The organism is Allobaculum sp. JKK-2023 (genome assembly GCF_034745455.1).
Classification (GTDB): Bacteria; Bacillota_I; Bacilli_A; order Erysipelotrichales; family Erysipelotrichaceae; genus Allobaculum.
Genome location: NZ_JAYERV010000003.1, coordinates 606,968 through 628,637, shown reverse-complemented (window position 1 = coordinate 628,637; position 21,670 = coordinate 606,968). Strand labels below are relative to the sequence as shown.

The window sequence follows — 21,670 nt, the reverse complement described above, 5'->3', positions numbered from 1 at the left end:
GAATGCGTGAGTCCATGTCATTTTTGGACTGCCAAGCCTTAAAAATGGGAAAACCGCTCAGTCTGGATTATGATGATAAGGCGAATTTTGCCTTCAGTCAGGCATCTGTACAAAAATCAGGTTTTCGTAAAGCTACAATAAGAAAAGAGCGGAGGTAATCATATGTTTGTGGATCAGGTCAAAGTCCATGTCAAAGCCGGTAAAGGCGGAGATGGACTCGTTTCATTCAAACATGAAAAATATATCGCCAATGGCGGACCATTTGGCGGCGATGGCGGAAATGGTGGAAGTGTCGTATTTATGGCGGATCCAGGAATGGTCACCTTATTAGACCTTCGCTATAACCGCATTATCCGGGCTCAGCCGGGTGAAAAAGGAAAAAACAAACGGATGCATGGCGCCAATTCCGGCGACCAGATTGTCAAAGTTCCATTAGGCACCATTGTCAAACGTGCAGATACCGGCCAGATTCTGGCTGATTTAACTGAGCCATATCAAAAACAGGTCGTTGCCCGCGGCGGCAGAGGCGGCCGGGGAAATGCCCGCTTTAAATCGAGCCGCAATGTAGCGCCTCGTTATGCTGAACCAGGCAAAGAGGGCGAAGAATTCGATGTCATGGTTGAGCTTCGTACGCTGGCCGATGTCGGTCTGGTTGGCTATCCATCTGTTGGAAAATCAACCTTTCTGGATGCAGTAAGCCGGGCCAAGCCAGAAATCGGAGACTATCCATTTACGACAATTGCTCCCAATGTCGGCGTTGTTCAGACTGGGGATGGCCGTTCCTTTGTGATGGCCGACCTGCCAGGTCTGATTGATGGTGCCAGTGAAGGACGTGGCTTAGGCCATCAGTTTCTGAAACATATCGAGCGCTGCCGGGTTATCGTCCATATCATTGATATGGGGGCTGAAGAAGGCCGTGATCCAGTTCAGGACTATGCCAATATCAATAAAGAACTTGAAAACTATCATCTGCGTCTGTTAGAGCGTCCGCAGATTGTTGTGGCCAACAAAATGGACGAAGAACACGCCCAGGAAAATCTGAAGCGATTTAAAGAAGCGTATCCAGATCTGGAAGTCTTTGAGACTTCAACCATTATTCATGAAGGATTGGATCCTGTACTTCGTAAGGCTGCGGACTTATTGGCAACCACTCCAGTCTTCCCAGTCCTGGATGAAAATGAAGAAGATCAGGGTGTTACCTATACGTTCGAAGAGAAAGAAAAACCATATACCATCGAAAACGATGGCGAAGGCCACTTCAAAGTGTATGGACCACTTATCCGCAAAAACTTCAATATCGACAAGCTCAATACGGATGAAGACTTCTACAACTTCGCTAACCAGATGCGATTCCTTGGTATCGATAAACATCTGCGTGAAGCTGGAGCCGTCGATGGAGATATTGTTGAACTCGAAGGCTTTGAATTTGAATTCCTTGAAAACTGAGGGCAGCCTCAGTTTTTTTATGGACAGGCTTCCGTTTGGAGAAATCGATACATTCAGAACCAAAAATGTTCAAGATTCCTCTGGCGGATAGACAGCAGGGATTTCGATTCTTACTATAGTTTTTCAGATTCTTGATATACTACAAACTGTTGGAAAAGAGGGATTCTATGCCAAAGATCAGTATCATCGTCCCCTGTTATAACGAGGAGGAGATGATTCCACTTCTATACCAGGCACTTGATCATACAGCCAGCCAGCTTCCGGACCACGAATTTGAATTCATCCTTGTCGATGACGGGTCTAAAGATGCGACACTTTCGGAAATTCGCACGATTGCCGCAAAGGATCCGCGAATGCGCTACATTTCCTTTTCCCGTAACTTTGGAAAAGAAGGGGCCATTTACGCCGGCCTGAAAAATGCTTGCGGTGACTATGCGGTCATCATGGATGCCGATTTGCAGGATCCGCCCGCCCTGCTTCCAAAGATGGTCAAAGCCATTGAAGAAGAAGGATATGACTCCTGTGCGACAAGACGTGTGACAAGAGCCGGAGAGCCGCCCATTCGAAGCTTCTTTGCGCGGATGTTCTATCGTCTGATGAATAAAGCCTCCGAAGTCGACATGGTCGATGGAGCCAGAGACTATCGCCTGATGACCAGACCATTTATCAATGCCATTCTTGAAATGCCGGAATATAACCGGTTTTCCAAAGGGATCTTTGGCTGGGTTGGCTATAAAACCAAATGGCTGGAATACGAAAACGTTGAACGGGCAGCCGGTGAGACCAAGTGGTCGTTCTGGAAACTGTTCAAATATGCGATCAGCGGAATTGTTTCCTTTACCACAGTACCTTTGCAGTTTGCATCCGCCTTTGGCATTCTGTTTTCACTGCTGGCCTTTATCATGGTTGTTGTGATCATTGTCCGGACTTGTGTGTATGGGGATCCAGTAGCCGGCTGGCCAAGCCTGGTCTGCGTGATTATGATGATTGGCGGCATCCAGCTGCTTTCGATCGGCATTCTCGGCCAGTATCTGGCGAGAACCTATCTGGAAGTCAAAGACCGCCCGATTTATCTGTGTAAGGAAAGTAACTTTGAACTGTTAGATGACCGCCAGACACCGATCATTCACCAGGATTACGAACCAGAACAGAAACAAGAACAGAGATCATAAATAAATGGAGGCACGCTCTGTCATCGATCCTGATCGCTTCAAAACGATCAGGAAGATCCGTGCGTGGAGAGACCAATGAAACTTTTAACGTGGAATTTAAATGGATACCGGGCCATCCAGAAAAAAGGGCTCGAACAGATTCTGTCTTTGATCGATGCGCAGATCGCCTGCTTCCAGGAGACCAAAGCGCAGCCTGACCAGATTGAAATGGATGAATATCTTTATCCATATACCTATATCAATTCAGCAATGAAAAAGGGCTATTCCGGAACCATGATTGCCAGCCTTGAGCCCGCCCAGAGGGTTGTTTATGGACTGGGGATTGAAGAACTGGATCAGGAAGGACGCGTAATCACCGCCTACTTCAAAGATTTTGCCCTTGTGACTGTTTATACCCCAAACAGCCAGAACGGATTAAAGCGGCTGGATTTCCGCCAGAAATGGGATGAAGCCTTTGCGGCTTACTGTAAGTCTATCGACCGGCCGGTACTGATCTGCGGGGATATGAATATCGCCCGCACTCCGCTCGATATCTGGGATGAAAAGGATGGGATCGGGGCTGCCGGTTATTCTATGGAGGAGCGAAGCAGCTTCGAAAATAATCTGATGGATGACTTTGTCGATCTATTCCGTGAACTGTACCCCGAAAAACGTCAGTACTCCTGGTGGAACTACAAAACCAGAGGCAGAGACCGCAATGAAGGCTGGCGGATTGACTATTGGCTTGCCAGCAAGGAGCTTTTGCCCAAGGTTCGATCCGTACAGATCCTTGATGATGTCTTCGGCAGCGACCATTGCCCGGTTGTGCTGGATATCGATCTGGAGTTCTGAAACTGGATTGAACATTGAAGACAGGAGACTGGATGGACGAGTAAATTTGAACAATTGAATACAGAAAAATTGCCTCTTTCCATCAGGAAAGGGGATTTTTTGCGTCGAAAAAACGCCATCCGTAATGGATGACGTCTGAAAACAGGAAAGAAGGGAAATCCTGTTTTGAATGAGTCTGTTTTCTTTCTGGATTCTATTTCTTGTGATCAACCAGGCTGCGCCCTTCCATGTAATAGCGTTTTTCCTGGGCATGGCCCATCGAGAAGGTTTTTCGCGGCAGGGAGCCATCGTTTTTGATCGTTTCGAATAAGGAATCTTTCAAGATGGCCGGCAGGAAGAAACCGACATTGCCTGGCTGCATCGCCAGAGCAATGAGATCTTCTTCGCCATGGATATAGTCAATCTCGCCTTCATTTTCATCGAGGTAGGCATCGAGATGATGCTGGAGCACTGCAAGGGGCAGGGGAGAAATACTCGAATCCAGATAGAGAGTGCCTTTTTTATCGTGGCTGAGCCACTCAATCGCATAGCCGTTTTCGGCACTGACCTGATTGAAGGATGCAATCAGATGATCGACATCAACATGTTTAAGAATGCGGTGGATCGGTTCGAATTTCTGCGCTTCATGATGCAGGTTTTCCAGTTCGGCTAACGCATAGCGAGCCGGATGATCCCCCTGATCGGCGGTTGTCAGGCCAGCCTTGATTTCTTCCCAGACCGCTTTGGCAGCGGCAAGGGAATGATTGCCATCCCCAATCGCATAGACCAGCGGGCTGGCCGGGTTGATTTCATGCTGGGCGGATTCATATTCATCGATCCAGCTTTCAATCCATGCTTTAGATTCGCCTTCAACCAGCCAGCCACGAATCCGGCCGCCATTTTCCATCAAGTCAAAATCGTAGAGCAGTTCAAGCTGGTCTTTGATCGCCGCAATCCGCTGAAACAGAAGGTCCTGGTTGTCGTTTTGTAAAAGCAGGATATGCGGGAATTCCAGGATGGCCTGGGAACGGATTTTTGCCCGGGGCGGAATCCGCTCTAAAATCGTGGCTTCGGTAGCCCGGATCGGATGATCAGAAGGGCTGTGGTAGTCATAAGCTTCCAGATCTAAAGTTCCGACCAGACCCTGACGGACCAAGCCATTAGCCAGGGTGCGTTCGGTATAAATGAAGGCAGCGGGGTAGAGCTTGAGAATATCGTTCTGGAGGTAGTCTTCCATGTTGGAACGAATTTTTGCCTGGTGGGCGGCTCCTTTTTCGGTATTGAGCCAGGCTTCAGGCAAAATCAGATGGAGCGTACTTGGCTGGTCTTTGACGCGTTCATACACGCCATCCCAGTATTCAGGCGCGCTGGAATACTGATCACAGGCGACAACCGCCCAGTTTTCTTTATTTTCAGCTGCGGGCAGCAGAATATTGGCGCTGGTAAAAATGCTCACGCTTTATCCTTTTCAAACAGGTTTACGCGCATAACCTGTCGTAATGCACGGATGGCTTCCAGCGATTCTTCGGCTGGGGCAGTATCCAAATCCAGAATGGTGTAAGCGACATCGCCTCTGGATTTATTGAGCAGGTTTTCGATGTTGGCATCGTCTTTGGACAGGATGTCCGTAATGCGGGAGAGCACTTTTGGTGTATTGGTATGGATCACGCCAACGCGATAGGGCATGCGCATTTCCAGGGAAACGTTAGGCATGTTGACAGAGTTGACAATGTTGCCTTCTTCCAGGTAGGCACGCAATTCTTTGGCGGCCTGAACCGCACAGTTTTCTTCAGATTCCTCCGAACTTGCTCCTAAGTGCGGCAGACCAATGACGCCGGGATGTCCGGCCAGTTTTCCATCTGGGAAATCCGTGACATATAAAGCCACCTTGCCAGAATCGAGGGCTTCCAGAAGATCGTCATCGTTCACCAGGCCGCCGCGGGCAAAGTTGAGGATCTTGACGCCATCTTTCATGGTGGCGATGGTTTCTTTATTAACAAGACCTTTTGTAGAATCCAGTAAAGGCAGATGCAGGGTAATGAAGTCGGCGTTGGCAAACAGATCTTTCAGATCCGTTTTGTGTTCGATCCAGCGGGAGAGTTTCCAGGCCGAATCAACGGACAGATACGGGTCATAGCCCAGAACGTTCATATCAAGGTGTAAAGCCGTGTTGGCGACTTTGCTTCCAATCGCGCCAAGGCCCACAACGCCTAAGGTCTTACCAGCGATTTCATTGCCGGCATATTTCTTTTTCTGCTTTTCAACATCTTTGGCGAGGGTTGCACTGCCTTGCTGGGAGTTAACCCATTCCATACCATGGAACAGGTCGCGGCTGGCAAGCAGCAGACCGGCAAAAACCAGCTCTTTGACGGCGTTGGCATTGGCCCCTGGAGTATTGAAGACAACGATCCCATTATCGGTTGCTCCATCCAGATCGATGTTGTTGACGCCAGCTCCCGCACGGGCGATGGCTTTTAAATTTTCAGGGTAAGCATAGTCATGAAGATCAGCCGAACGGACCATAATGGCATCTGGGTTTTCAGCTTTTTCTTCGCACACATAGGTATCATCGAATATCGCCGTTCCTTTGGGAGAAATGGCGTTCATTAACGAAATTTTTTTCATCAGGCATTTTCCTCTTCAAATTTTTTCATGAAGGCAACCAGTTTTTCGACGCCTTCAACAGGCATGGCATTGTAGATGGATGCACGCATGCCGCCAACCGTACGGTGGCCTTTCAGGTTTTCAAAGCCGGCTTCTTTAGCCTGGGCGATGAACTTCTTGTCCAGATCTGGATTGCCCGTTACAAATGGGATATTGACATAAGAACGGTCTTCTTTGGCAACCGGATTGGAGAACATTTTGGACTGGTCGAGGTAGTCGTATAACAGAGCGGCTTTCTTGTGGTTGATTTTTTCCATTTCTTCCAGCCCGCCAATTTCATCTTCGAGCCATTTGCACACCAGGCCGACCATATAGATACCGTAAGTAGGCGGCGTGTTATACATGGAGTCATTATCGACATACGTCTGGTAGTCGAGCATGGCACTTGGAATGTCATCGCGTTTGTCGTTGAGCAGATCTTTTTTGATGAACACGACAGTGACGCCAGCTGGACCGAGGTTTTTCTGAGCTCCGGCAAAGATCATGTCGTATTGGGTCACATCCAGTGGTTCAGTAAAGATGCAGCTCGATAAGTCAGCAATCAGTTTTTTGCCTTCGTGAGGCGGCAGTTCTTTGTATTTGGTTCCATAGATGGTGTTATTTTCACAGATGTAGACGTAGTCTGTATCAGGATCGAGATCTTCCTGCGTGATTTTTGGAATGTAGGTGAAGGTTTTGTCCGAGGAATCGCCGGCAATGTGGACCCGACCAAGCTTCTGGGCTTCTTTGATGGCTTTTTTCGTCCACTGACCCGTATTGATGATATCGGCACCGTTCTTGTTGAAGTTCATGGGCACCATGGAAAACTGTAAGTTTCCGCCGCCCTGGATAAAGAGGATTTCGTAATCATCCGGGATGTTGGCCAGACGGCGCATGGTGTCTTTAGTATCTTTCAGAATGTTTTCGAAGCTTGAAGATCGGTGTGACATTTCCATAACGCTCATTCCTGAGCCGTTGGCATCAAGCATTTCGTCGGCTGCTTTTTTCAGCACAGCTTCTGGCATACAGGCTGGGCCTGCGGAAAAGTTGTAGATCTTACTCATTTCGTTGTCTCCTGTCATTTTCAAATTAAACTGTTTGCGAATCATGTACGTCTGCATGCACAACTTGTACAAATCCGGAAGCAGTATCAAAGTTATAACACTATTTTCTGAAAATGCTGAAAATCACTTGCAAGATTTTCGAAAAAATGGGGAATCTGTCAAGGAAGAGGCCGAAAACGGGCGAAAAATGAAAATAACTTTCTGAAAAGGTTGAAAGAGTATCCTGCCTCCCATCTCGAAAAAGGCGGCAGGCCATCCGTTTTTCAAGGAAAAAAGCGAAGTGCAGATGGATTTGGTATAATGAAACGCGAGACACATTTCATGCACTTTAAAACGAAAAAATGCAGAAAATGAGAAGATTTGAAATGGGATTTTCTGTTTCTGTCAAGAAAGGATGGTTACATTGATCGCTTATCTCGAAGGAACAATTCTCTTACAGCGCAAGGACCGTGTCATTGTCAAAGCGGGTCCTGTCGGCTATGAAGTGTACGTTCTCAATCCCGCAAGTTATTCCCCTGGCCAGGAGGTGCAGTTTTTCTGCTACCAGCAGTTTCGCGAAGATGGCCAGACGCTTTATGGATTTGAAAGTGAAGAACAATACCAGTTGTTTACCCTGCTGATTACAGTGAAAGGGCTTGGCTGCAAGAGCGTGCTCAATGCTTTGCAGTATATCGATGTCCAGACGATGATCAAAGCGATCGAAAATGCCGACGCCACGACGCTTAAAAAGCTTCCGGGTATTGGAAGCAAAACCGCAGGCCAGATCATTCTCGATCTCAAGGGAAAAGTCGTCTTTACACCGCAAAAAGAAGATAAAAAGAAAGCTCCCCAAAACCCTGTCTGGAGCGAGGTGGTCGATGCGCTGCAGTCGCTTGGCTATAAAGAGGCCGAAATCAATACCTTACAGATTGAACCCGACGTACTGGCCGGTGCAAAAGTCGATGAACTGCTCCGTGTCTGCCTGAAACAGCTTGCCAAAGGAAAACGCTTCTAAAAAGCTCTCCACTCAGCAGCTGTCCGCAAGAAAACAGGGAACAGAGCCCAGGGAACAAAACCTGGCCGGTTTGGAAAAGACAGGTTTCCCTGTTTTCCCTGTCAACTCCATAAATCTCAAAAAAAGCACCATCTCTGATCAAATCCTGGACTGGAAGCCAGGGAAGGTTTGATTCGTACGTTCCAGCTGTTGATTTTTCAAGGTCTGAATATTGAACGAGGCGTTGAGAGTGGTCCTTTTGTCAATGAGTCCATCCAAACTGCACAGCCATTTGGATGGGGATTCTTGCCTGTCGTATGAAGAAGGATCTATCAAGAGGAATGCAGCTGGAAACCATTTAGAAAGGAAGAAAGTTCAGTCATGGAAGAAGAAAGAATTCTGGATGGAGCCGAAACTGCAGAAGAGAGCAGTTCGGATCTTGAACAGGCGCTTCGCCCGGCTTCGCTGAAAGAGTATATCGGGCAGGATGAACTGAAACACAATCTCAACGTATTCATTCAGGCTGCCAGAAGCCGTAATGAAGTGCTCGACCATGTTCTGTTATACGGTCCGCCAGGACTTGGAAAAACAACGCTGGCGATGATTATCGCCAATGAAATGAAGGGCAATCTGGTGACAGTCTCCGGCCCGGCCCTGCAAAAAAGCGGGGATCTGGCTGCTGTGCTCTCCACATTAGAAGCCGGAGATGTTTTATTTATTGACGAAATCCACCGGCTGCCCCGCCAGATTGAAGAAATTCTCTATCCAGCGATGGAAGATTTCTATCTGGATATTATTGTCGGCAAAGAAGGCGCTTCGGCTCATTCTTTAAGACTCGCCCTGCCGCCCTTTACCTTAGTTGGAGCAACCACCAGAGCCGGGGATTTATCGGCCCCATTGCGAGACCGCTTTGGAATCATCCTGCCGCTGCAGTATTACGCCAGGCAGGATCTGGAACGCATTGTCAGCCGGACGGCAGGCATTCTGGATGTTGAGATGGATGAGGATGCCGTATCCGAAGTTGCCTTGCGATCGCGTGGGACGCCGCGAATTGCCAACCGGCTGCTGCGCCGGATCCGCGACTTTGCGCAGGTGTACAACGATGGCCTGATTACCCGCCAGGTCGCAAAAGATGCCCTCAACCGTCTCAATGTGGATGAACTGGGTCTGGACACAACGGACCGCCGGTTTCTCGAAGGGATTATCTTCCGCTTTAAAGGCGGCCCGGTCGGCCTGGAAGCGCTGGCCAGTTCGATTGGTGAAGATACAGCAACCCTCAGTGATATGTATGAGCCATACCTGCTTCAGATCGGTCTGATTAACCGGACGCCCAGAGGTCGGGTGGCGACTAGCAAGGCGTATGAGCATTTAGGGGTGCTGCCCGAAGAGCTTTCGGGTAAAGGTTTGCCCGATTGATCGATACAATTCAATTTGAACCGGCATCTGTGATCTTCGACTTTCGAGGATCATTTTTTCCGTATCCGTACCATACCCGTAATAGAAAGAAAATCAGACGGCTTTTCAGGACAGCCGAATCATCCAAAATCCTGAAGGTCGTCTGTCCGAGAAATTTATGAAAAATCTGAGTGATTTTACCCGAAAGGTTCTCTCAGCCATGAACCCGGATCCTGAACTGGCCCGCCAGGTTCTCAATCCGCAGGGACTCTATCCCATCAGCCAGAGTGAGAGCATGAAAAACTTTGTGGACCGGATGGAAAAGGCTCGAGAGAACCAGGAAAAAATTCTGGTCGCCGGTGACTATGACTGCGATGGCATTCTGTCGTCTGCGATTTTTGTGGAAGGATTAAAAGCCTATGGCCTGTGTGTCGGTTATTACATTCCCGACCGGATCAAGGAAGGCTATGGCCTCAAACCGAAAACTGTAGAGATGGCTTATGACAAAGGCTACAGCTTGATTGTGACCTGTGATAATGGCGTCAAAGCTGACGGGGCTTTGAAGCGGGCAAAAGAACTGGGCGTGGAAGTCATTGTGACTGATCATCACCTGTTGCCAGAAAGCGTGGACTGTGCAGTTCTGGTTCATCCCGATACTCTGGAAGATGCCTTTTCAACCTTGTGCGGGGCAGGTGTGGCTTATGAATGCCTGCGGGCGCTTGGCATTGAGCAGGATCGGTTTTTAATCTGGGCGGCCATGGCTTCGATTGCGGACTGCATGGAAGTACGCGGCCAGACACGGGCCATTATTCAGGAAGGACTGAAGCTTTTTAACCAGAAAGGCGAGCCGCATCTTGAACCCTTTGTCCGTTCCAAGCCCATTACCGAGCGGGATGCTGCTTTCCAGATTGCACCGCGGGTCAATTCGATTGGCCGGCTGGCGGATCGGGCGAATGTGAATACATTTGTCCGCTATCTTGAAGCCGTCAATCCCCGCCTGATCAGCCAGTATTCTGATAAAGTCATTGCGCTCAATGAAAACCGGAAGCAGTTATGCAGCCTGGTTTATGCCCAAAGCCAGGCATTGATCCATCCGACATGGAATGTTTTGCTGGCGATGAATCCTGATTTCCATGAAGGCGTCATTGGTCTTGCAGCGGGCAATCTTTGTTCCCAATATGGCAAGCCGGCGATCGTCTGCACGAAGTGTGAAAGCGGCTATAAAGGCAGTATGCGTGGGCCGAAAGGCTTCCATTGCCTGAACTTCCTGTCCGAATTCGATGGCTACAGCGCGCTGGGCGGTCATGCCCAGGCAGCCGGCTTTACTGTCCGAAAAGAGCGATGGGAAGACTTTGAAACCTTTGTGAAGACGTATTCCCGCAAGTTTGAATGGGAAGCTGTTGAAGAAGTGACGGTATCCATTGAACCGGAAGAAATTACCATCGAAAATATCCGCTCACTCGATGCTTTCCGTCCCTTTGGCCAGGGGTTTGAACTCCCTAGATTCCGCCTTGACCAGCCAAAGATCGTCAGCCAGTTTGACCTGTCCGGCGGGGCGCACCGCAAATTCACGCTGGCCAATGGTGTCCAGGCGATTCATTTCAACCAGTCCAGCACGGATGCTGCCAGTGATCCTTCAACCATTGAATCCCTGATCGGCACCTTGTCGATTTCCTGTTATCGAGGCAGAGAATCCGCTGATTTTGTGATTGATGAGATCGTCTACCGGATCTGAGTCACTGAGTAAGCTGGATTTGACATCATTTCTGGCGGCCTGTCTGCTTCGGATGCCAACAATCTTGCCCGATTGAACAGAAAAAGGCAGTCAGATGTTCCTGATTGTCGAAAATGTGGATTCCACATCGAAAAAACATTTTCGAAATGAGACGGAACGCGAATCGGACAGTAAAATAGAAACGTGGCTGTAAGGGATTTTTCATGACTGAAACTGTCCCTTGAAAAAGGAACCGGTCTTTGACCGATTCAGGACTGTCGGCCAGGCCACAGTGAAGAAAAAACAAAATTCAAGAATAATCCAGTCAATCAAGAAGTAAAAATGAAAAGAAAGGAGCGGCTGTCCGCAATTATTAGGGCAGCCTGTCGATACCATGGATCTAAAAGAAAGAATTGCGACCATCCCTGATTATCCAAAACCAGGCATTATGTTTCGGGATATCACCCCGATTCTTGCTGACCCGAAAGCTTTAAAACAGGCCTCTGAAGGCCTGGCAGAATTTGCCAAAGACGTCGATGCAAATGTCATCGTTGCTCCAGAAGCGCGGGGCTTTATGTTTGGCATTCCGGCAGCTCTCGAAGCTGACTTGCCATTCATTCCAGTCCGTAAACCTGGAAAACTGCCAAGAAAAACCATCGAAGAATCCTATACGCTCGAATACGGCACCGACCGTTTACAGATGCATGCGGATGATTTGCCTGCAGGCAGCGGCGTTTTAATCGTCGATGACTTACTGGCCACTGGCGGCACTTCTGAAGCCATTGCCAAACTGATCAAAAAAGCGGGCAGTGAAGTGGCTGGTTATGCCTTTGTCGTTGAACTCGATGACCTGCACGGCCGTGATCGTTTAACTGACGCTCCAGTTATGACTCTGCTGCATTACGAAGGCGAATAAACAGAGCCTTTCGAACTTTTTAAGCGCGAAAAACCGCAAAAAAAAGCAGACCGACATACCGGAATTCCAATGCTTCAATAAGCTGAAATCGCAGAAGGATACCCGTTTTGTTCACTGACCCTGAACGGAAAGCCTTCATTTTTTGCGATCTTCAGCCTTTTTTTGTATAAATTGGCATAAATTCAGGTGAACGAACGGTATTTAAAGCAGGATTGAAGCAAAATAAAAGCATTCCCCGGCAAATCTGGCGTTTCTTTTGTGGGCGATGTCAGACTTAGCCAAACAGCAGTAAAAGGAATCAGTTAGAAATCAATCGATTTGAAGTTAAAACAGAAGCAGGCAGGTTTGAAGACTGCCTGCCTCTTTGCCATATAGAGAAGGAGGACTAAGATGCCAGACAAAAAAAGCGTCACGATGGATCAGTGTATGGACAATATCCGTACCTACATCAAGAAGCCGGAAAACCTTGAGCTGATTGAGAAAGCGTGGAAATTTGCAGAAAAGGCCCATGAAGGTCAGTACCGGAAATCCGGCGAACCCTATGTCATTCATGTCATCCAGGTAGCCAACATTCTTGCCGGCCTTCATTGTTCTCCAAAAACCATTGCAGCCGGTCTTTTGCACGACACGATGGAAGATGTGGACTGGGTTACCTATGACGTTCTGGAAAAAGAATTTTCCAAGGAGATTGCCGACCTGGTTGAAGCAGTCACCAAAGTCGGCAAGATCAACCGGGAATTCAAGGATGAAAAGGAGTATCAGGCCAGCAACCACCGTAAAATTTTTATCGCCATGGCCAAAGATATCCGTGTCATTTTAATCAAGCTGGCTGACCGGCTCCATAATATGCGCACCCTTGAATACCAGCCCGAAGCCAAGCAGCAGCGAATCGCCAAAGAAACCTTGCAGGTGTATGCGCCCATTGCCCACCGGCTTGGTATTTCCAAAGTGAAAAACGAACTGGAAGACCTTTCTTTTAAATATCTGTATCCAAAACAATACCAGCTGGTCAAGACGATGGTGGCCGAGCGCGAAACGGAACGCAACGCCCAGGTCAACGAGATGATTACGGATATCGAATATATCCTCAAAGAATACAACATCCCCTACCGGATCTTTGGCCGCTCCAAACACTTCTATTCCATCTATAAAAAGATGGTGACCAAAAACAAACGCTTTGAAGAAATCCTCGACCTGCAGGCCATTCGCATCGTTACCGATTCCATTCCGCACTGCTACGAGGTGCTTGGCTATATCCATGCCACTTACAAACCCATTCCTGGCCGTTTTAAAGACTATATCGCAATGCCAAAAAGCAATATGTATCAATCGCTGCATACTACTGTAGTCAGCCCGGGATCTGGCAACATCTTTGAAATTCAGATTCGCACGGAAGAGATGGACTCCATCGCCGAAAAAGGGGTTGCGGCCCACTGGCTTTATAAAGAAAACGGCAAGCCAGGCTATGAAGAAAGCAACATCAAAGAAATGGAAGACAAGCTTTCGTGGTTTCGTGACTTTTCGATTATCACCGATGAAGAAAGTGAAGATCCGCTCGAATACATGTCCACCGTTCAAAAGGATATTTTCGAAGCCAATGTTTATTGCTTCACTCCGCGCGGCAAAGTGATCGCTTTGCCAAGCGGCTCCACGCCCATTGACTTTGCGTACCGTGTTCATACGGAAGTCGGCAACCATACGGTGGGAGCTGTGGTGAACAGTGCGATCGTTCCATTGAATACACCGCTCAAAACTGGTGATGTGGTTAAGATCATGACCAGCAAAACCTCACCAGGGCCTAGCAGTGACTGGATCAAGATTGTCAAATCGGCACATGCCCGCAATAAGATCCGATCGTTCTACCAGAAAAAAGATCTGAAAGAACGCAAGGAACTCATCCGTGAAGGCCAGCAGATTCTCGAAGCGGAATTCAAAAATTCCGGACTGGATCTGATTGACGTCAAACACTCCAAGCGCATTGAGTCGGTTTTACAGTCGCTTTCTTACCGCAGCCAGGATGATCTGTTTGTGGCGATTGCCACGAAGCGCATTCCGGCCAGTGTGGTTCTCGAACGGCTCAATACGGGCAAAGCAGCGATGGATGACAACGAAGAAATCCTCAAGCTGTTTTCCAAAAACGAAAACCATACCAAGCCAACCGCCTGTGGTGTCATTGTGCCGGGAATCGATACAATTCAGGTTTCGCTGGCGCCATGCTGCAGCCCCATACCAGGCGATGAAATTGTCGGCTTTGTCTCCAAAGGCAAAGGGGTCAAAGTCCATCGCAAAGACTGCCCGAATATCGCCAAGGAAAGCAAGCGTCTGATTCCGGTGTACTGGGGCGATGAGCTGGAAGAAAAGAACTACTCCGTTTATCTGCAGATTGATTCGGAAGATCGCAACTACCTGCTTTCGGATCTGGTCACCTGTTTCCAGCAAAACGGCGTCAGCATCAAATCCATCAACTCGACCGTCGACAGCGAATCGTTGATGGCTGTGACCAAAACAGAAGTCGGCGTCAAAGATGCTGCCCAATTGGAGCGTCTGATCGCCAACCTGAAAAAGGTGCGCTCTGTTGTAGAAGTGACCCGCACAATTCTCTGAAGAGACTGCCTGTGGATTCGAATCAAGAGGCAGGACAGTTTACTTTCTTTCATCTAAATATTCAGGACAGTTTCTAAAAATGGATATCCATCACTCTATCCATCATCAGAAACTGTCCTTTTTTTGATCGAAAACTGTCTATCTGTTATCGCCTATCTTGCCCATAAAAAATGTAAGAATTAAGCCATAAATGATGATTCTGTTTTGGATGAGGGCTCTCTTTTGGGGCAGTCGTCTGACAGAGATTGCCTTCTTCCCAAAATTAAAGCATAATTGAACCATTAAGCTTCGCAATGTTTTTACATTGCGGAAAATGTATCAGGAAAGGATTCTGTATGAAAAGAACAAAACGTTTTGTAGCTGCTTCGCTTTGTGCCCTGCTGTTAGCCGGTTGTGGCGGTGTATCAAAAGAAGTCACATCCACCTGCACCGCAGAAATGCCCGGCGCCGGTCTTGTGATGAGCGCTGTCATTAAAGCCCCAGCTGAAGATGCCGAAATTTCTTCCATTGATTTCAAATTCGAAATGCCATTCGCTGCGATCCGGGAAGCCGCAGGCGATGCTGCAGCGAATCTGAGTGATTCTGAGGTAAAGTCGATCGTGGAATCCCAGGAAGAAACCTATATTTCTACCATCACCACCCTGCTTGGTGTAGACGCTGCGGATATCAAAACTGAAGTCACTGACTCCGCATTAAATATGGAAATTTCTATGAAAGACTTTGACAAGATCCGTACAGTGTTTGACATCAGCGAAGATCAGAAAATGATCTATAAAGATATTGTTTCTGGTGCTGAATCCAATGGTTTCGCCTGCGAATAAGAGAGGCAGGCCAATTCGTTGAATCAGGATGGAAGCGGGACTGAATCGGACAGAACATCAAGCGGTTGAACAGAGAAAAACAGATTGAGAAATTGAGATTCCAGCCAAATGTAAGCAGATGCTTTCCAGAAACGGGCTGGTTTTGATCCTTGGCTGACTTGGAAACCGATCTTGAAAACGTGTCACTTCTGATCTTAGAAACCTGACTGGAGGTTCAGATTCAATTCCAGCTTTCCACAACAATTAATCATCCGAACTCATCAAGGACGGACACTCTGAGTATGAAGGGATACACCAGAGATTCAGAGGATCTGTCCTTTTTGTTTTTATTCTTATCCGATTGCTGTTGGTTTTGAACAGTAAGCCAGGCAAAAACAGACACTGAGTTTTATTGGGGCGAAAGAAAAATCCCGCAGGAATTCACCCGCGGGAGATGGAGATCATTATTACCTTAACTTTTCAGGCGATAACGCCCTGAAATGCAGTACTAATAAAAATGGGATAGTGAGTTTCGGGACTATAGATAAAATAGAAAATATGCTTTAACTAAAGAATATATTTCCAACTAATCTACAAATAAGTTATTTAATTGTTAGCTATTTTATCTTAGTCATAATACGACTTAGGCAAAATCCCATATATGAATTAATGTAGCTTACTCACAACGACTTCAATATACTGCACTTAAAGTTATCTATATTCTAAAGAAAAGTCTGTATTAGTGAATCCTGCAATTCTGGATTTCTTCCAGGGAACTACGCCGGAGCGCACGCATCAGATCCCCGCGCTCATCATCGCCATCGTACAGGACGTTAACGAGGCAGACTTTAAAATGGGAGTTCGGTACAATTTCCAATGAATTTTCTTCCTGATAGACTTGAAATCTTTCCATGTTGACAACGGGTTCGCCATTAAAGATTTCTTCACCAGTGTCGTTCCAACGCTGCTGGTTGGTCAGGATAATGAGGACAACATCTTTGATCTGGCAACCATCTTTTTCGTAAGCTGCTCTGGCATAGGCAGGGGAATAGGATTCGAGCTGAGCCAAACTGAGTGGTTTGTTCATCAAAAAACGGACATCATAGACTTGATGATTGATATCCTTGGCAAAGATGTCCCTTGGTGATGAGGGCAGCAGGTGAGAGGAATGACCAGGGGATGTTTTTCTATTTCTTTTCTGCTTTTTCTCTGGTTTTCTTGGGGCTGCCGAACTACGGGCAGATTTTTCTTTTTTGTCTTTTGACTGCAATGCTTTCTGGGCAGAGATGTCGATCGCATTTCCAGGTTTGTTTTCTGAAGAGCGGCCTTGTGTGGAGGCAGAAGCGCCTTTGTGCGGAGGATCCGGCACGAGGTCCTGATCAAATTTTTGTTCAATCAATTTTGATTTATTCATGTGGTTTAAGTATCCTTTCTACTTCCATATACGCGAAAGTGCTGGATCTGTTTGAACTTCTTAAAATTTTTTTCAAAACATTCGAATCTGTTCGTTTCGTAGTGAATTGAACCAGACAGATGTCAAAGTCCGAAGGGCATCACAGAAGAATTCGCCAAAACATTCAGATCAGATCGAATTGGTATTGACCACGTTTGAGATTGACAGAAATTAAGCGGGTTGGTCAGAGCGGCTGGCGGTTTATGAAGGGATTAAACGATAATCAAGAAAAAGAAACGAGCACCTGCATGCTTCAGATAGGTCTGAACCACCCAGGTGCTTTTGGCAAGAAAAATAGAGAAGCAGCGATCAGAAAAGACCTGAAAGGCTAAATCTCGGATTTTTAAGTCGATTGAAAAAGCCACGATGAATTCCGCGGCAGTTTTGATGGAGGGCTGGCAGGCCTTGGAGCAGCAGTTAGGCCGTACGCCAAGGCTGGTTGATTTTGACCGGCATGAAGCGATGGATCCGCTGCTGATCTTTTCCAATTCCAGTTATGGCTGTTATGTTGACTTTCTCCAAAAGAAGGCAAAAGTACCTGAGCTGCCGACATTTACTGATCTTGAACTGGATTTTCTGCGTTTTATTTCCCGCAAGTGAGCCAATGGAAAACGACCACATGAGTTGTGGATGCTCGAAAGTATACTTGAAGATCAGGAAGACTGGAAAAACAGATTTGAAAAGAAGCTGGAAAAAGCTGGATATCCATTAGCCAAAAAGACATGGACCAACCTGAAAAAACAGTTTAAGCAGGAATGGATTCAGGGACAGGAAAATGAAGTCCTTCGCGATAAAGATGTGATCTTTTTGGATGAAGATGAGGATGGAAATCTTCATCTCCATGACTCGTTTAAAACAGTTCTGAAAAGCGATGCCTTCCAGGACCAACTCAAAGATCTGATTGGCTTTGGTCTGCAGCGCTGGAAGCGGGACTACACCAAGTTTGAAGATGACACTTGGCTGAATCTGAATCGGACGTATACCTATGCGGACAGTTTCCGGCTGCTCGATTTTGAAAAGGGCATGGTTGCCCAGAATGTTGGCGGATATGTGCATGAAAAGATCAATAACGTCTTCCCAGTGTATATCAATTACGACAAAGCCGAAACGATTGCTGATTCTATAGCTTATGAAGACCACTTTGAATCGCCGACAAGGCTGATTGCGTATTCCAAAGCCAGGCGGTCACTGACATCGGCCGATGTAAAAGCGATTGCCGGCAGTGAACAGACCGGGATGAAAATCCCTTTGTTTCTGCGCAAAAACACCAAAGAGCAGGGCAAGGAATTTTATTATCTGGGTCTGATGAAGCCCGATGGCCATTTTGAAGAGCAGATCATGCCCAAAGTGAATGCGCGGGTCGTTCAGATTGGTTACCAGCTTGAACATCCAGTGCGTTTTGATCTGTACGATTACTTCACGACAACCTGATGCGCACTGGGACGACTGGATTGGAGCTGAGCGCATCAGGCAGAGAATCTTCTTTGGATTGTTAGAATGGAACAAAGAAGGTAATTGAATGAAAACAGCTCAAATGTTAAAAAGTGAAATTCTGCGCATCGATGGCCGTGGCTATCCGAATTATCGGGATCTGAAAGGCCAGTGGGACTTTGGATCGTATGTTCTTTCGATTGATCATGTCCAGTCTGATCCTTATGCTTCTCCTTCCGATGTCTCGATCTATATCCCCAAACCAGGATTTCCCCAACATCTCTATGAAAATAAAGTCTGCCGCATCGCTTTGCAGGATCAGCTGCTGCGTATGTTTGGGCAGGCTCTCAAATCCAATGTGCGGGCTGGCGGCTCCAAACAGACTGGCTCGATTTCCTGTGCCAAAGTCACGCAGGAAATTCTTGAACGCTCAGCCTGCACCATCAACCCTGAAAATGGTTCGCTGATCTTTCGGCTCAATGTCGGTTTTCCAGCCCGAGGCCGTACGATTCTTGGCGGCAAGCTGATTGAAATTCTTTTTCATGTGCTGCCAGAGCTGGTTTGTCATAACCTGATCTATGAAAATATGACTTTGGCACAGAAAGTAACCCTGCAAAAAGCCTATGAGCTCTCCATTGACCAGCAGGCCATCCGCAAAGCCCTTAAGGACCAGCATCTTGCTGCCTTTGTGGCCGATGGCTCGATTCTTCCAAGAGCCAGCGGAGCCAGTTCGCTGCCCATGAAGGATGCGATCCCCTTTGTTTCGACCAAAGAAAATGAAGTCTTCCTTGATCTGCCCTATGCAGGAAAAGTCCGCGGCCTTGGCATTCCCCAAGGCATTACGCTGATCGTTGGCGGTGGCTATCATGGCAAGTCCACTCTGTTAAACGCCCTGGAAATGGGGGTGTATGATCACATTGCTAAGGATGGCCGCGAGTTTGTCATTACGCAAGCGGATGCCGCCAAGATCCGTTCGGAAGATGGCCGGTGTGTTCATACGGAGGACATTTCGTCTTTTATTCAATCTTTGCCAAACGCAAAATCCACGACCGACTTTGTCAGTGAAGACGCCTCCGGTTCAACCAGCCAGGCCGCCAATGTGATGGAAGCTCTGGAATCGGGAAGCCGCGTCCTGTTGATTGATGAAGATACGTCCGCGACTAACTTCATGATCCGTGATGAGCTGATGAGCGAAGTCGTTGCCTCGAGTGAAGAGCCAATTATTCCTTATATTGCCCGGATTCGTGAACTGGCCGACAAGGGTGTTTCCACGATTCTGGTTGCTGGCAGTTCCGGCGCGTACTTTGACCAGGCGGATCAGATTTTGCAGATGAAAAACTACGAACCGCACAACATCACGGCGTTTGCAAAAGAAAAAGCCAACGCGTTCCGAAATGACAAAAAAAGCGAGTATCCGCCAATGAAACCCCCACGCGCCCGGGTTGTCAAGAAAAATCCGGTTTTGCTTGGAGATAAGGTCAAAGTCAAAACCAATGCGCTTGATACCATCTCCATTGCCAGAGAACCCATTGACATCCGCGCTTTAGAACAGCTTGTCGATTCCCAGCAGACTGCTGCGATTGGCAAAATGATTCTCTACGCGCAGCGCTACCTGGTAGATGGCCAAAAAACCACGGAACAGCTGGCCGATGAACTTGAAAGCCTGGCTCACGAAAAAGGATTATCCTTCTTTGGCAAAGGCGCCATGGCCATGCCGCGGCGCCAGGAGCTCTTAGGCGCTCTCAATCGCATGCGCTCCCAGCAGTTTGTTCAGAAATAGAGTCAATCCAGAAGAAAGAGCATTCCCAAAAAAGGAGAGCTGATCCAAAAACAGAGAAGAGATCTCTAAAGTTTTCTGGGGCAATGCACCCAACCAAACGGCTTTGCAATTTGGATGGGTATTCTTGCCGATTGGAAGAAGTCTGATGATGGCTTTGAAGATTGCAGTAAAAAAAGCAGGAACATCATGATGATTCATCATGATGATTCATCATGTGTTCCTGCTTTTTCGTTTAAGGGCAGGGATCAGCAAGGAGGCAGTCCTTTGCGGGCAATGCGATTCAGCTTCCATGATCATACAGATTGAAATGCAGATCAAAGCCGAGAATATACAGTACGTTCTGCTCTTTGAGGGCGATCAGGCGGTCTTTGGAGTCATTAAAGCGAAAGACCATGACGCTGGTCACTTCAGCCCTTTTTTCGGGATCCATGCCATTGAGAATGGTCGGTTCCATCTCAGCGACTGGCAGTTCTTCATAGCCGCCATTATAGCGGTTGCGATGCTTGGTAAAGGACCAGGGATTTTTGGAGATGGTTTCCAGAAATTCAAAGAGCGATTCAAGAATGGCGGCATCATTGCCTTTCATTTTGTGAAGCCCTTTAAAGCCATACTTTTCATCACTTGTCATCCAGGCAAACGAGAAAGCCATGTGCGTTTCAGGCGTTTCATTGGCTGCAGGTAAAGGATGATTGACGATCATCACGTATCCTCCTTTCTATATGCGTTGATACGCGAAGGAAAACTGGAAGCATCCAGTCTGAATGCAAAGAAGCAAAAAGAAAAGCGAAAGAAAACAGGAGCAATGCTCTGACTTGAAAGATTCAAAGGTTAGAGGCTGAACAGGGATTCAGACCCTGGATAAGATTTAAAGTTTCAAAGTCTAATGAAAGGGCCACAACTTGGCAAGCTCAATCCAGCAGTATTTAAAGCGGGAATAGATTTCTGTAAACAGCCGCTTGATGGAAAAATCCGGATAGCTGGCAATGGCATACGTAGAGAAGAAGTTTCTGGTGACTGCACTGGCCCTTCGGGCGTGCATACCGCCCGTCATGACGAGAATTGGCTCATCGCCGATCATTTCCCGGGTAAACTTCAAATTTTCCCAGGTGTTGCGCGCATTCACCTCTTCAAGAATTGGGATATCAGGATCCATCTGGCCAATGAGCCTGGCCATTTCTTTGGCTTCGACGTATTGGTTTTTGACTGCAGATCCAGAAGTGACAAGTGTCCCATACTTGCCAGCCTGATATTCCTTGACGGCCAGCTGGCAGCGGCCAAGCATGGCATGACTCGGGGTTCCGTCGTCTTTGCAGGCACAGCCTAAAACCAGTCCATACGGATAGACGAGTCCTTTTTTGGAACGCTTTGTGGGCGGCAGAAACTTTTCGTAAATTACAAGCAGCCCTCCCGCAAACAGGGTAAGAAAGATCCACCAGCCATGGCGGCATCGTTTTCGATTTTTTCGCATT

General features: G+C 47.4%; 17 protein-coding genes and 1 pseudogene. 12 read left to right on the top strand and 6 right to left on the bottom strand.

What is annotated here, in order from left to right; all coding sequences use genetic code 11:
• Positions 1–162 precede the first annotated feature (162 nt).
• The 3 genes from obgE (at position 163) to U4956_RS02560 (ending at position 3,449) form a co-directional block, all read left to right on the top strand.
• Positions 163–1,446: a GTPase ObgE gene (obgE, locus tag U4956_RS02570; protein WP_323088846.1), complete on the top strand. Its 1,284-nt coding sequence runs from the start codon at positions 163–165 to the stop codon at positions 1,444–1,446.
• Positions 1,447–1,613: 167 nt separating this feature from the next.
• Positions 1,614–2,618, top strand: coding sequence for a glycosyltransferase family 2 protein (locus tag U4956_RS02565; RefSeq protein WP_323088845.1), 1,005 nt, complete (start codon positions 1,614–1,616; stop codon positions 2,616–2,618).
• Positions 2,619–2,693: 75 nt separating this feature from the next.
• Positions 2,694–3,449 (top strand): exodeoxyribonuclease III, encoded by a 756-nt coding sequence (locus U4956_RS02560; RefSeq protein ID WP_323088844.1) that lies wholly within the window; start codon positions 2,694–2,696, stop codon positions 3,447–3,449.
• Between the two features lie 193 nt (positions 3,450–3,642).
• Here U4956_RS02560 and U4956_RS02555 read toward each other — a convergent pair whose 3' ends face one another.
• Genes U4956_RS02555 through serC form a run of 3 tightly spaced genes read right to left on the bottom strand, consistent with a single transcriptional unit; the run spans position 3,643 to position 7,135 of the window.
• A complete protein-coding gene (locus tag U4956_RS02555; RefSeq protein ID WP_323088843.1) occupies positions 3,643–4,884 on the bottom strand; it encodes a DUF1015 domain-containing protein in 1,242 nt (413 codons plus the stop codon).
• Positions 4,881–6,053: a phosphoglycerate dehydrogenase gene (locus U4956_RS02550; RefSeq protein ID WP_323088841.1), complete on the bottom strand. Its 1,173-nt coding sequence runs from the start codon at positions 6,051–6,053 to the stop codon at positions 4,881–4,883. Before U4956_RS02550 ends, U4956_RS02555 begins: the two co-directional genes overlap by 4 nt.
• The gene (gene serC / locus U4956_RS02545) at positions 6,053–7,135 is read right to left on the bottom strand and encodes a 3-phosphoserine/phosphohydroxythreonine transaminase (RefSeq protein WP_323088840.1); all 1,083 of its coding nucleotides are present in this window, start codon (positions 7,133–7,135) and stop codon (positions 6,053–6,055) included. Before serC ends, U4956_RS02550 begins: the two co-directional genes overlap by 1 nt.
• A 403-nt stretch (positions 7,136–7,538) precedes the next feature.
• Here serC and ruvA point away from each other — a divergent pair, with 403 nt between their 5' ends.
• The 6 genes from ruvA (at position 7,539) to U4956_RS02515 (ending at position 15,558) form a co-directional block, all read left to right on the top strand.
• A complete protein-coding gene (gene ruvA / locus U4956_RS02540) occupies positions 7,539–8,129 on the top strand; it encodes a Holliday junction branch migration protein RuvA (protein WP_323088839.1) in 591 nt (196 codons plus the stop codon).
• Positions 8,130–8,489: 360 nt separating this feature from the next.
• The gene (gene ruvB / locus U4956_RS02535) at positions 8,490–9,524 is read left to right on the top strand and encodes a Holliday junction branch migration DNA helicase RuvB (protein ID WP_323088838.1); all 1,035 of its coding nucleotides are present in this window, start codon (positions 8,490–8,492) and stop codon (positions 9,522–9,524) included.
• A gap of 157 nt (positions 9,525–9,681) precedes the next feature.
• On the top strand, positions 9,682–11,238 hold the full coding sequence (locus U4956_RS02530) for a single-stranded-DNA-specific exonuclease RecJ (RefSeq protein WP_323088836.1): 1,557 nt from the start codon (positions 9,682–9,684) through the stop codon (positions 11,236–11,238).
• A 373-nt stretch (positions 11,239–11,611) separates the two neighbouring features.
• A complete protein-coding gene (locus U4956_RS02525; protein ID WP_323088833.1) occupies positions 11,612–12,133 on the top strand; it encodes an adenine phosphoribosyltransferase in 522 nt (173 codons plus the stop codon).
• A gap of 390 nt (positions 12,134–12,523) precedes the next feature.
• Positions 12,524–14,737: a RelA/SpoT family protein gene (locus tag U4956_RS02520; protein ID WP_323088832.1), complete on the top strand. Its 2,214-nt coding sequence runs from the start codon at positions 12,524–12,526 to the stop codon at positions 14,735–14,737.
• A 335-nt stretch (positions 14,738–15,072) separates the two neighbouring features.
• Positions 15,073–15,558, top strand: a complete 486-nt coding sequence (locus U4956_RS02515) for a hypothetical protein (protein ID WP_323088829.1) — start codon at positions 15,073–15,075, stop codon at positions 15,556–15,558.
• A gap of 718 nt (positions 15,559–16,276) precedes the next feature.
• Here the strand turns inward: U4956_RS02515 and U4956_RS02510 are convergent.
• The gene (locus U4956_RS02510) at positions 16,277–16,951 is read right to left on the bottom strand and encodes a hypothetical protein (protein WP_323088827.1); all 675 of its coding nucleotides are present in this window, start codon (positions 16,949–16,951) and stop codon (positions 16,277–16,279) included.
• Positions 16,952–17,356: 405 nt separating this feature from the next.
• On the opposite strand from U4956_RS02510, the gene U4956_RS02505 reads away from it, so the two are divergent.
• The 3 genes and pseudogenes from U4956_RS02505 to U4956_RS02495 all read left to right on the top strand — a co-directional run bounded on the left by U4956_RS02505 (position 17,357) and on the right by U4956_RS02495 (position 20,201).
• Complete coding sequence (locus U4956_RS02505; RefSeq protein WP_323088825.1) at positions 17,357–17,590, top strand: hypothetical protein; 234 nt, start codon at positions 17,357–17,359, stop codon at positions 17,588–17,590.
• Positions 17,591–17,602: 12 nt separating this feature from the next.
• Positions 17,603–18,421: pseudogene (locus U4956_RS02500) on the top strand (DUF3427 domain-containing protein); the annotation flags it as partial.
• An 88-nt stretch (positions 18,422–18,509) separates the two neighbouring features.
• Positions 18,510–20,201, top strand: a complete 1,692-nt coding sequence (locus U4956_RS02495) for an ABC-ATPase domain-containing protein (protein WP_323088823.1) — start codon at positions 18,510–18,512, stop codon at positions 20,199–20,201.
• A 280-nt stretch (positions 20,202–20,481) separates the two neighbouring features.
• Here the strand turns inward: U4956_RS02495 and U4956_RS02490 are convergent, their stop codons facing one another.
• Together U4956_RS02490 and U4956_RS02485 are read right to left on the bottom strand one after the other, a co-directional pair.
• Positions 20,482–20,901, bottom strand: a complete 420-nt coding sequence (locus U4956_RS02490) for a hypothetical protein (RefSeq protein WP_323088821.1) — start codon at positions 20,899–20,901, stop codon at positions 20,482–20,484.
• A 180-nt stretch (positions 20,902–21,081) separates the two neighbouring features.
• The gene (locus U4956_RS02485; protein ID WP_323088820.1) at positions 21,082–21,669 is read right to left on the bottom strand and encodes a YdcF family protein; all 588 of its coding nucleotides are present in this window, start codon (positions 21,667–21,669) and stop codon (positions 21,082–21,084) included.
• Position 21,670 lies beyond the last annotated feature (1 nt).

Bases quoted from the DNA above. Each gene is read 5' to 3' on its own strand.
- obgE (WP_323088846.1), top strand. From the start codon at position 163: ATGTTTGTGGATCAGGTCAAAGTCCATGTCAAAGCCGGTAAAGGCGGA.
- U4956_RS02565 (WP_323088845.1), top strand. From the start codon at position 1,614: ATGCCAAAGATCAGTATCATCGTCCCCTGTTATAACGAGGAGGAGATG.
- U4956_RS02560 (WP_323088844.1), top strand. From the start codon at position 2,694: ATGAAACTTTTAACGTGGAATTTAAATGGATACCGGGCCATCCAGAAA.
- U4956_RS02550 (WP_323088841.1), bottom strand. From the start codon at position 6,053: ATGAAAAAAATTTCGTTAATGAACGCCATTTCTCCCAAAGGAACGGCG.
- serC (WP_323088840.1), bottom strand. From the start codon at position 7,135: ATGAGTAAGATCTACAACTTTTCCGCAGGCCCAGCCTGTATGCCAGAA.
- ruvB (WP_323088838.1), top strand. From the start codon at position 8,490: ATGGAAGAAGAAAGAATTCTGGATGGAGCCGAAACTGCAGAAGAGAGC.
- U4956_RS02530 (WP_323088836.1), top strand. From the start codon at position 9,682: ATGAAAAATCTGAGTGATTTTACCCGAAAGGTTCTCTCAGCCATGAAC.
- U4956_RS02525 (WP_323088833.1), top strand. From the start codon at position 11,612: ATGGATCTAAAAGAAAGAATTGCGACCATCCCTGATTATCCAAAACCA.
- U4956_RS02520 (WP_323088832.1), top strand. From the start codon at position 12,524: ATGCCAGACAAAAAAAGCGTCACGATGGATCAGTGTATGGACAATATC.
- U4956_RS02515 (WP_323088829.1), top strand. From the start codon at position 15,073: ATGAAAAGAACAAAACGTTTTGTAGCTGCTTCGCTTTGTGCCCTGCTG.
- U4956_RS02510 (WP_323088827.1), bottom strand. From the start codon at position 16,951: ATGAATAAATCAAAATTGATTGAACAAAAATTTGATCAGGACCTCGTG.
- U4956_RS02505 (WP_323088825.1), top strand. From the start codon at position 17,357: ATGAATTCCGCGGCAGTTTTGATGGAGGGCTGGCAGGCCTTGGAGCAG.
- U4956_RS02495 (WP_323088823.1), top strand. From the start codon at position 18,510: ATGAAAACAGCTCAAATGTTAAAAAGTGAAATTCTGCGCATCGATGGC.
- U4956_RS02490 (WP_323088821.1), bottom strand. From the start codon at position 20,901: ATGATCGTCAATCATCCTTTACCTGCAGCCAATGAAACGCCTGAAACG.
- U4956_RS02485 (WP_323088820.1), bottom strand. From the start codon at position 21,669: ATGCGAAAAAATCGAAAACGATGCCGCCATGGCTGGTGGATCTTTCTT.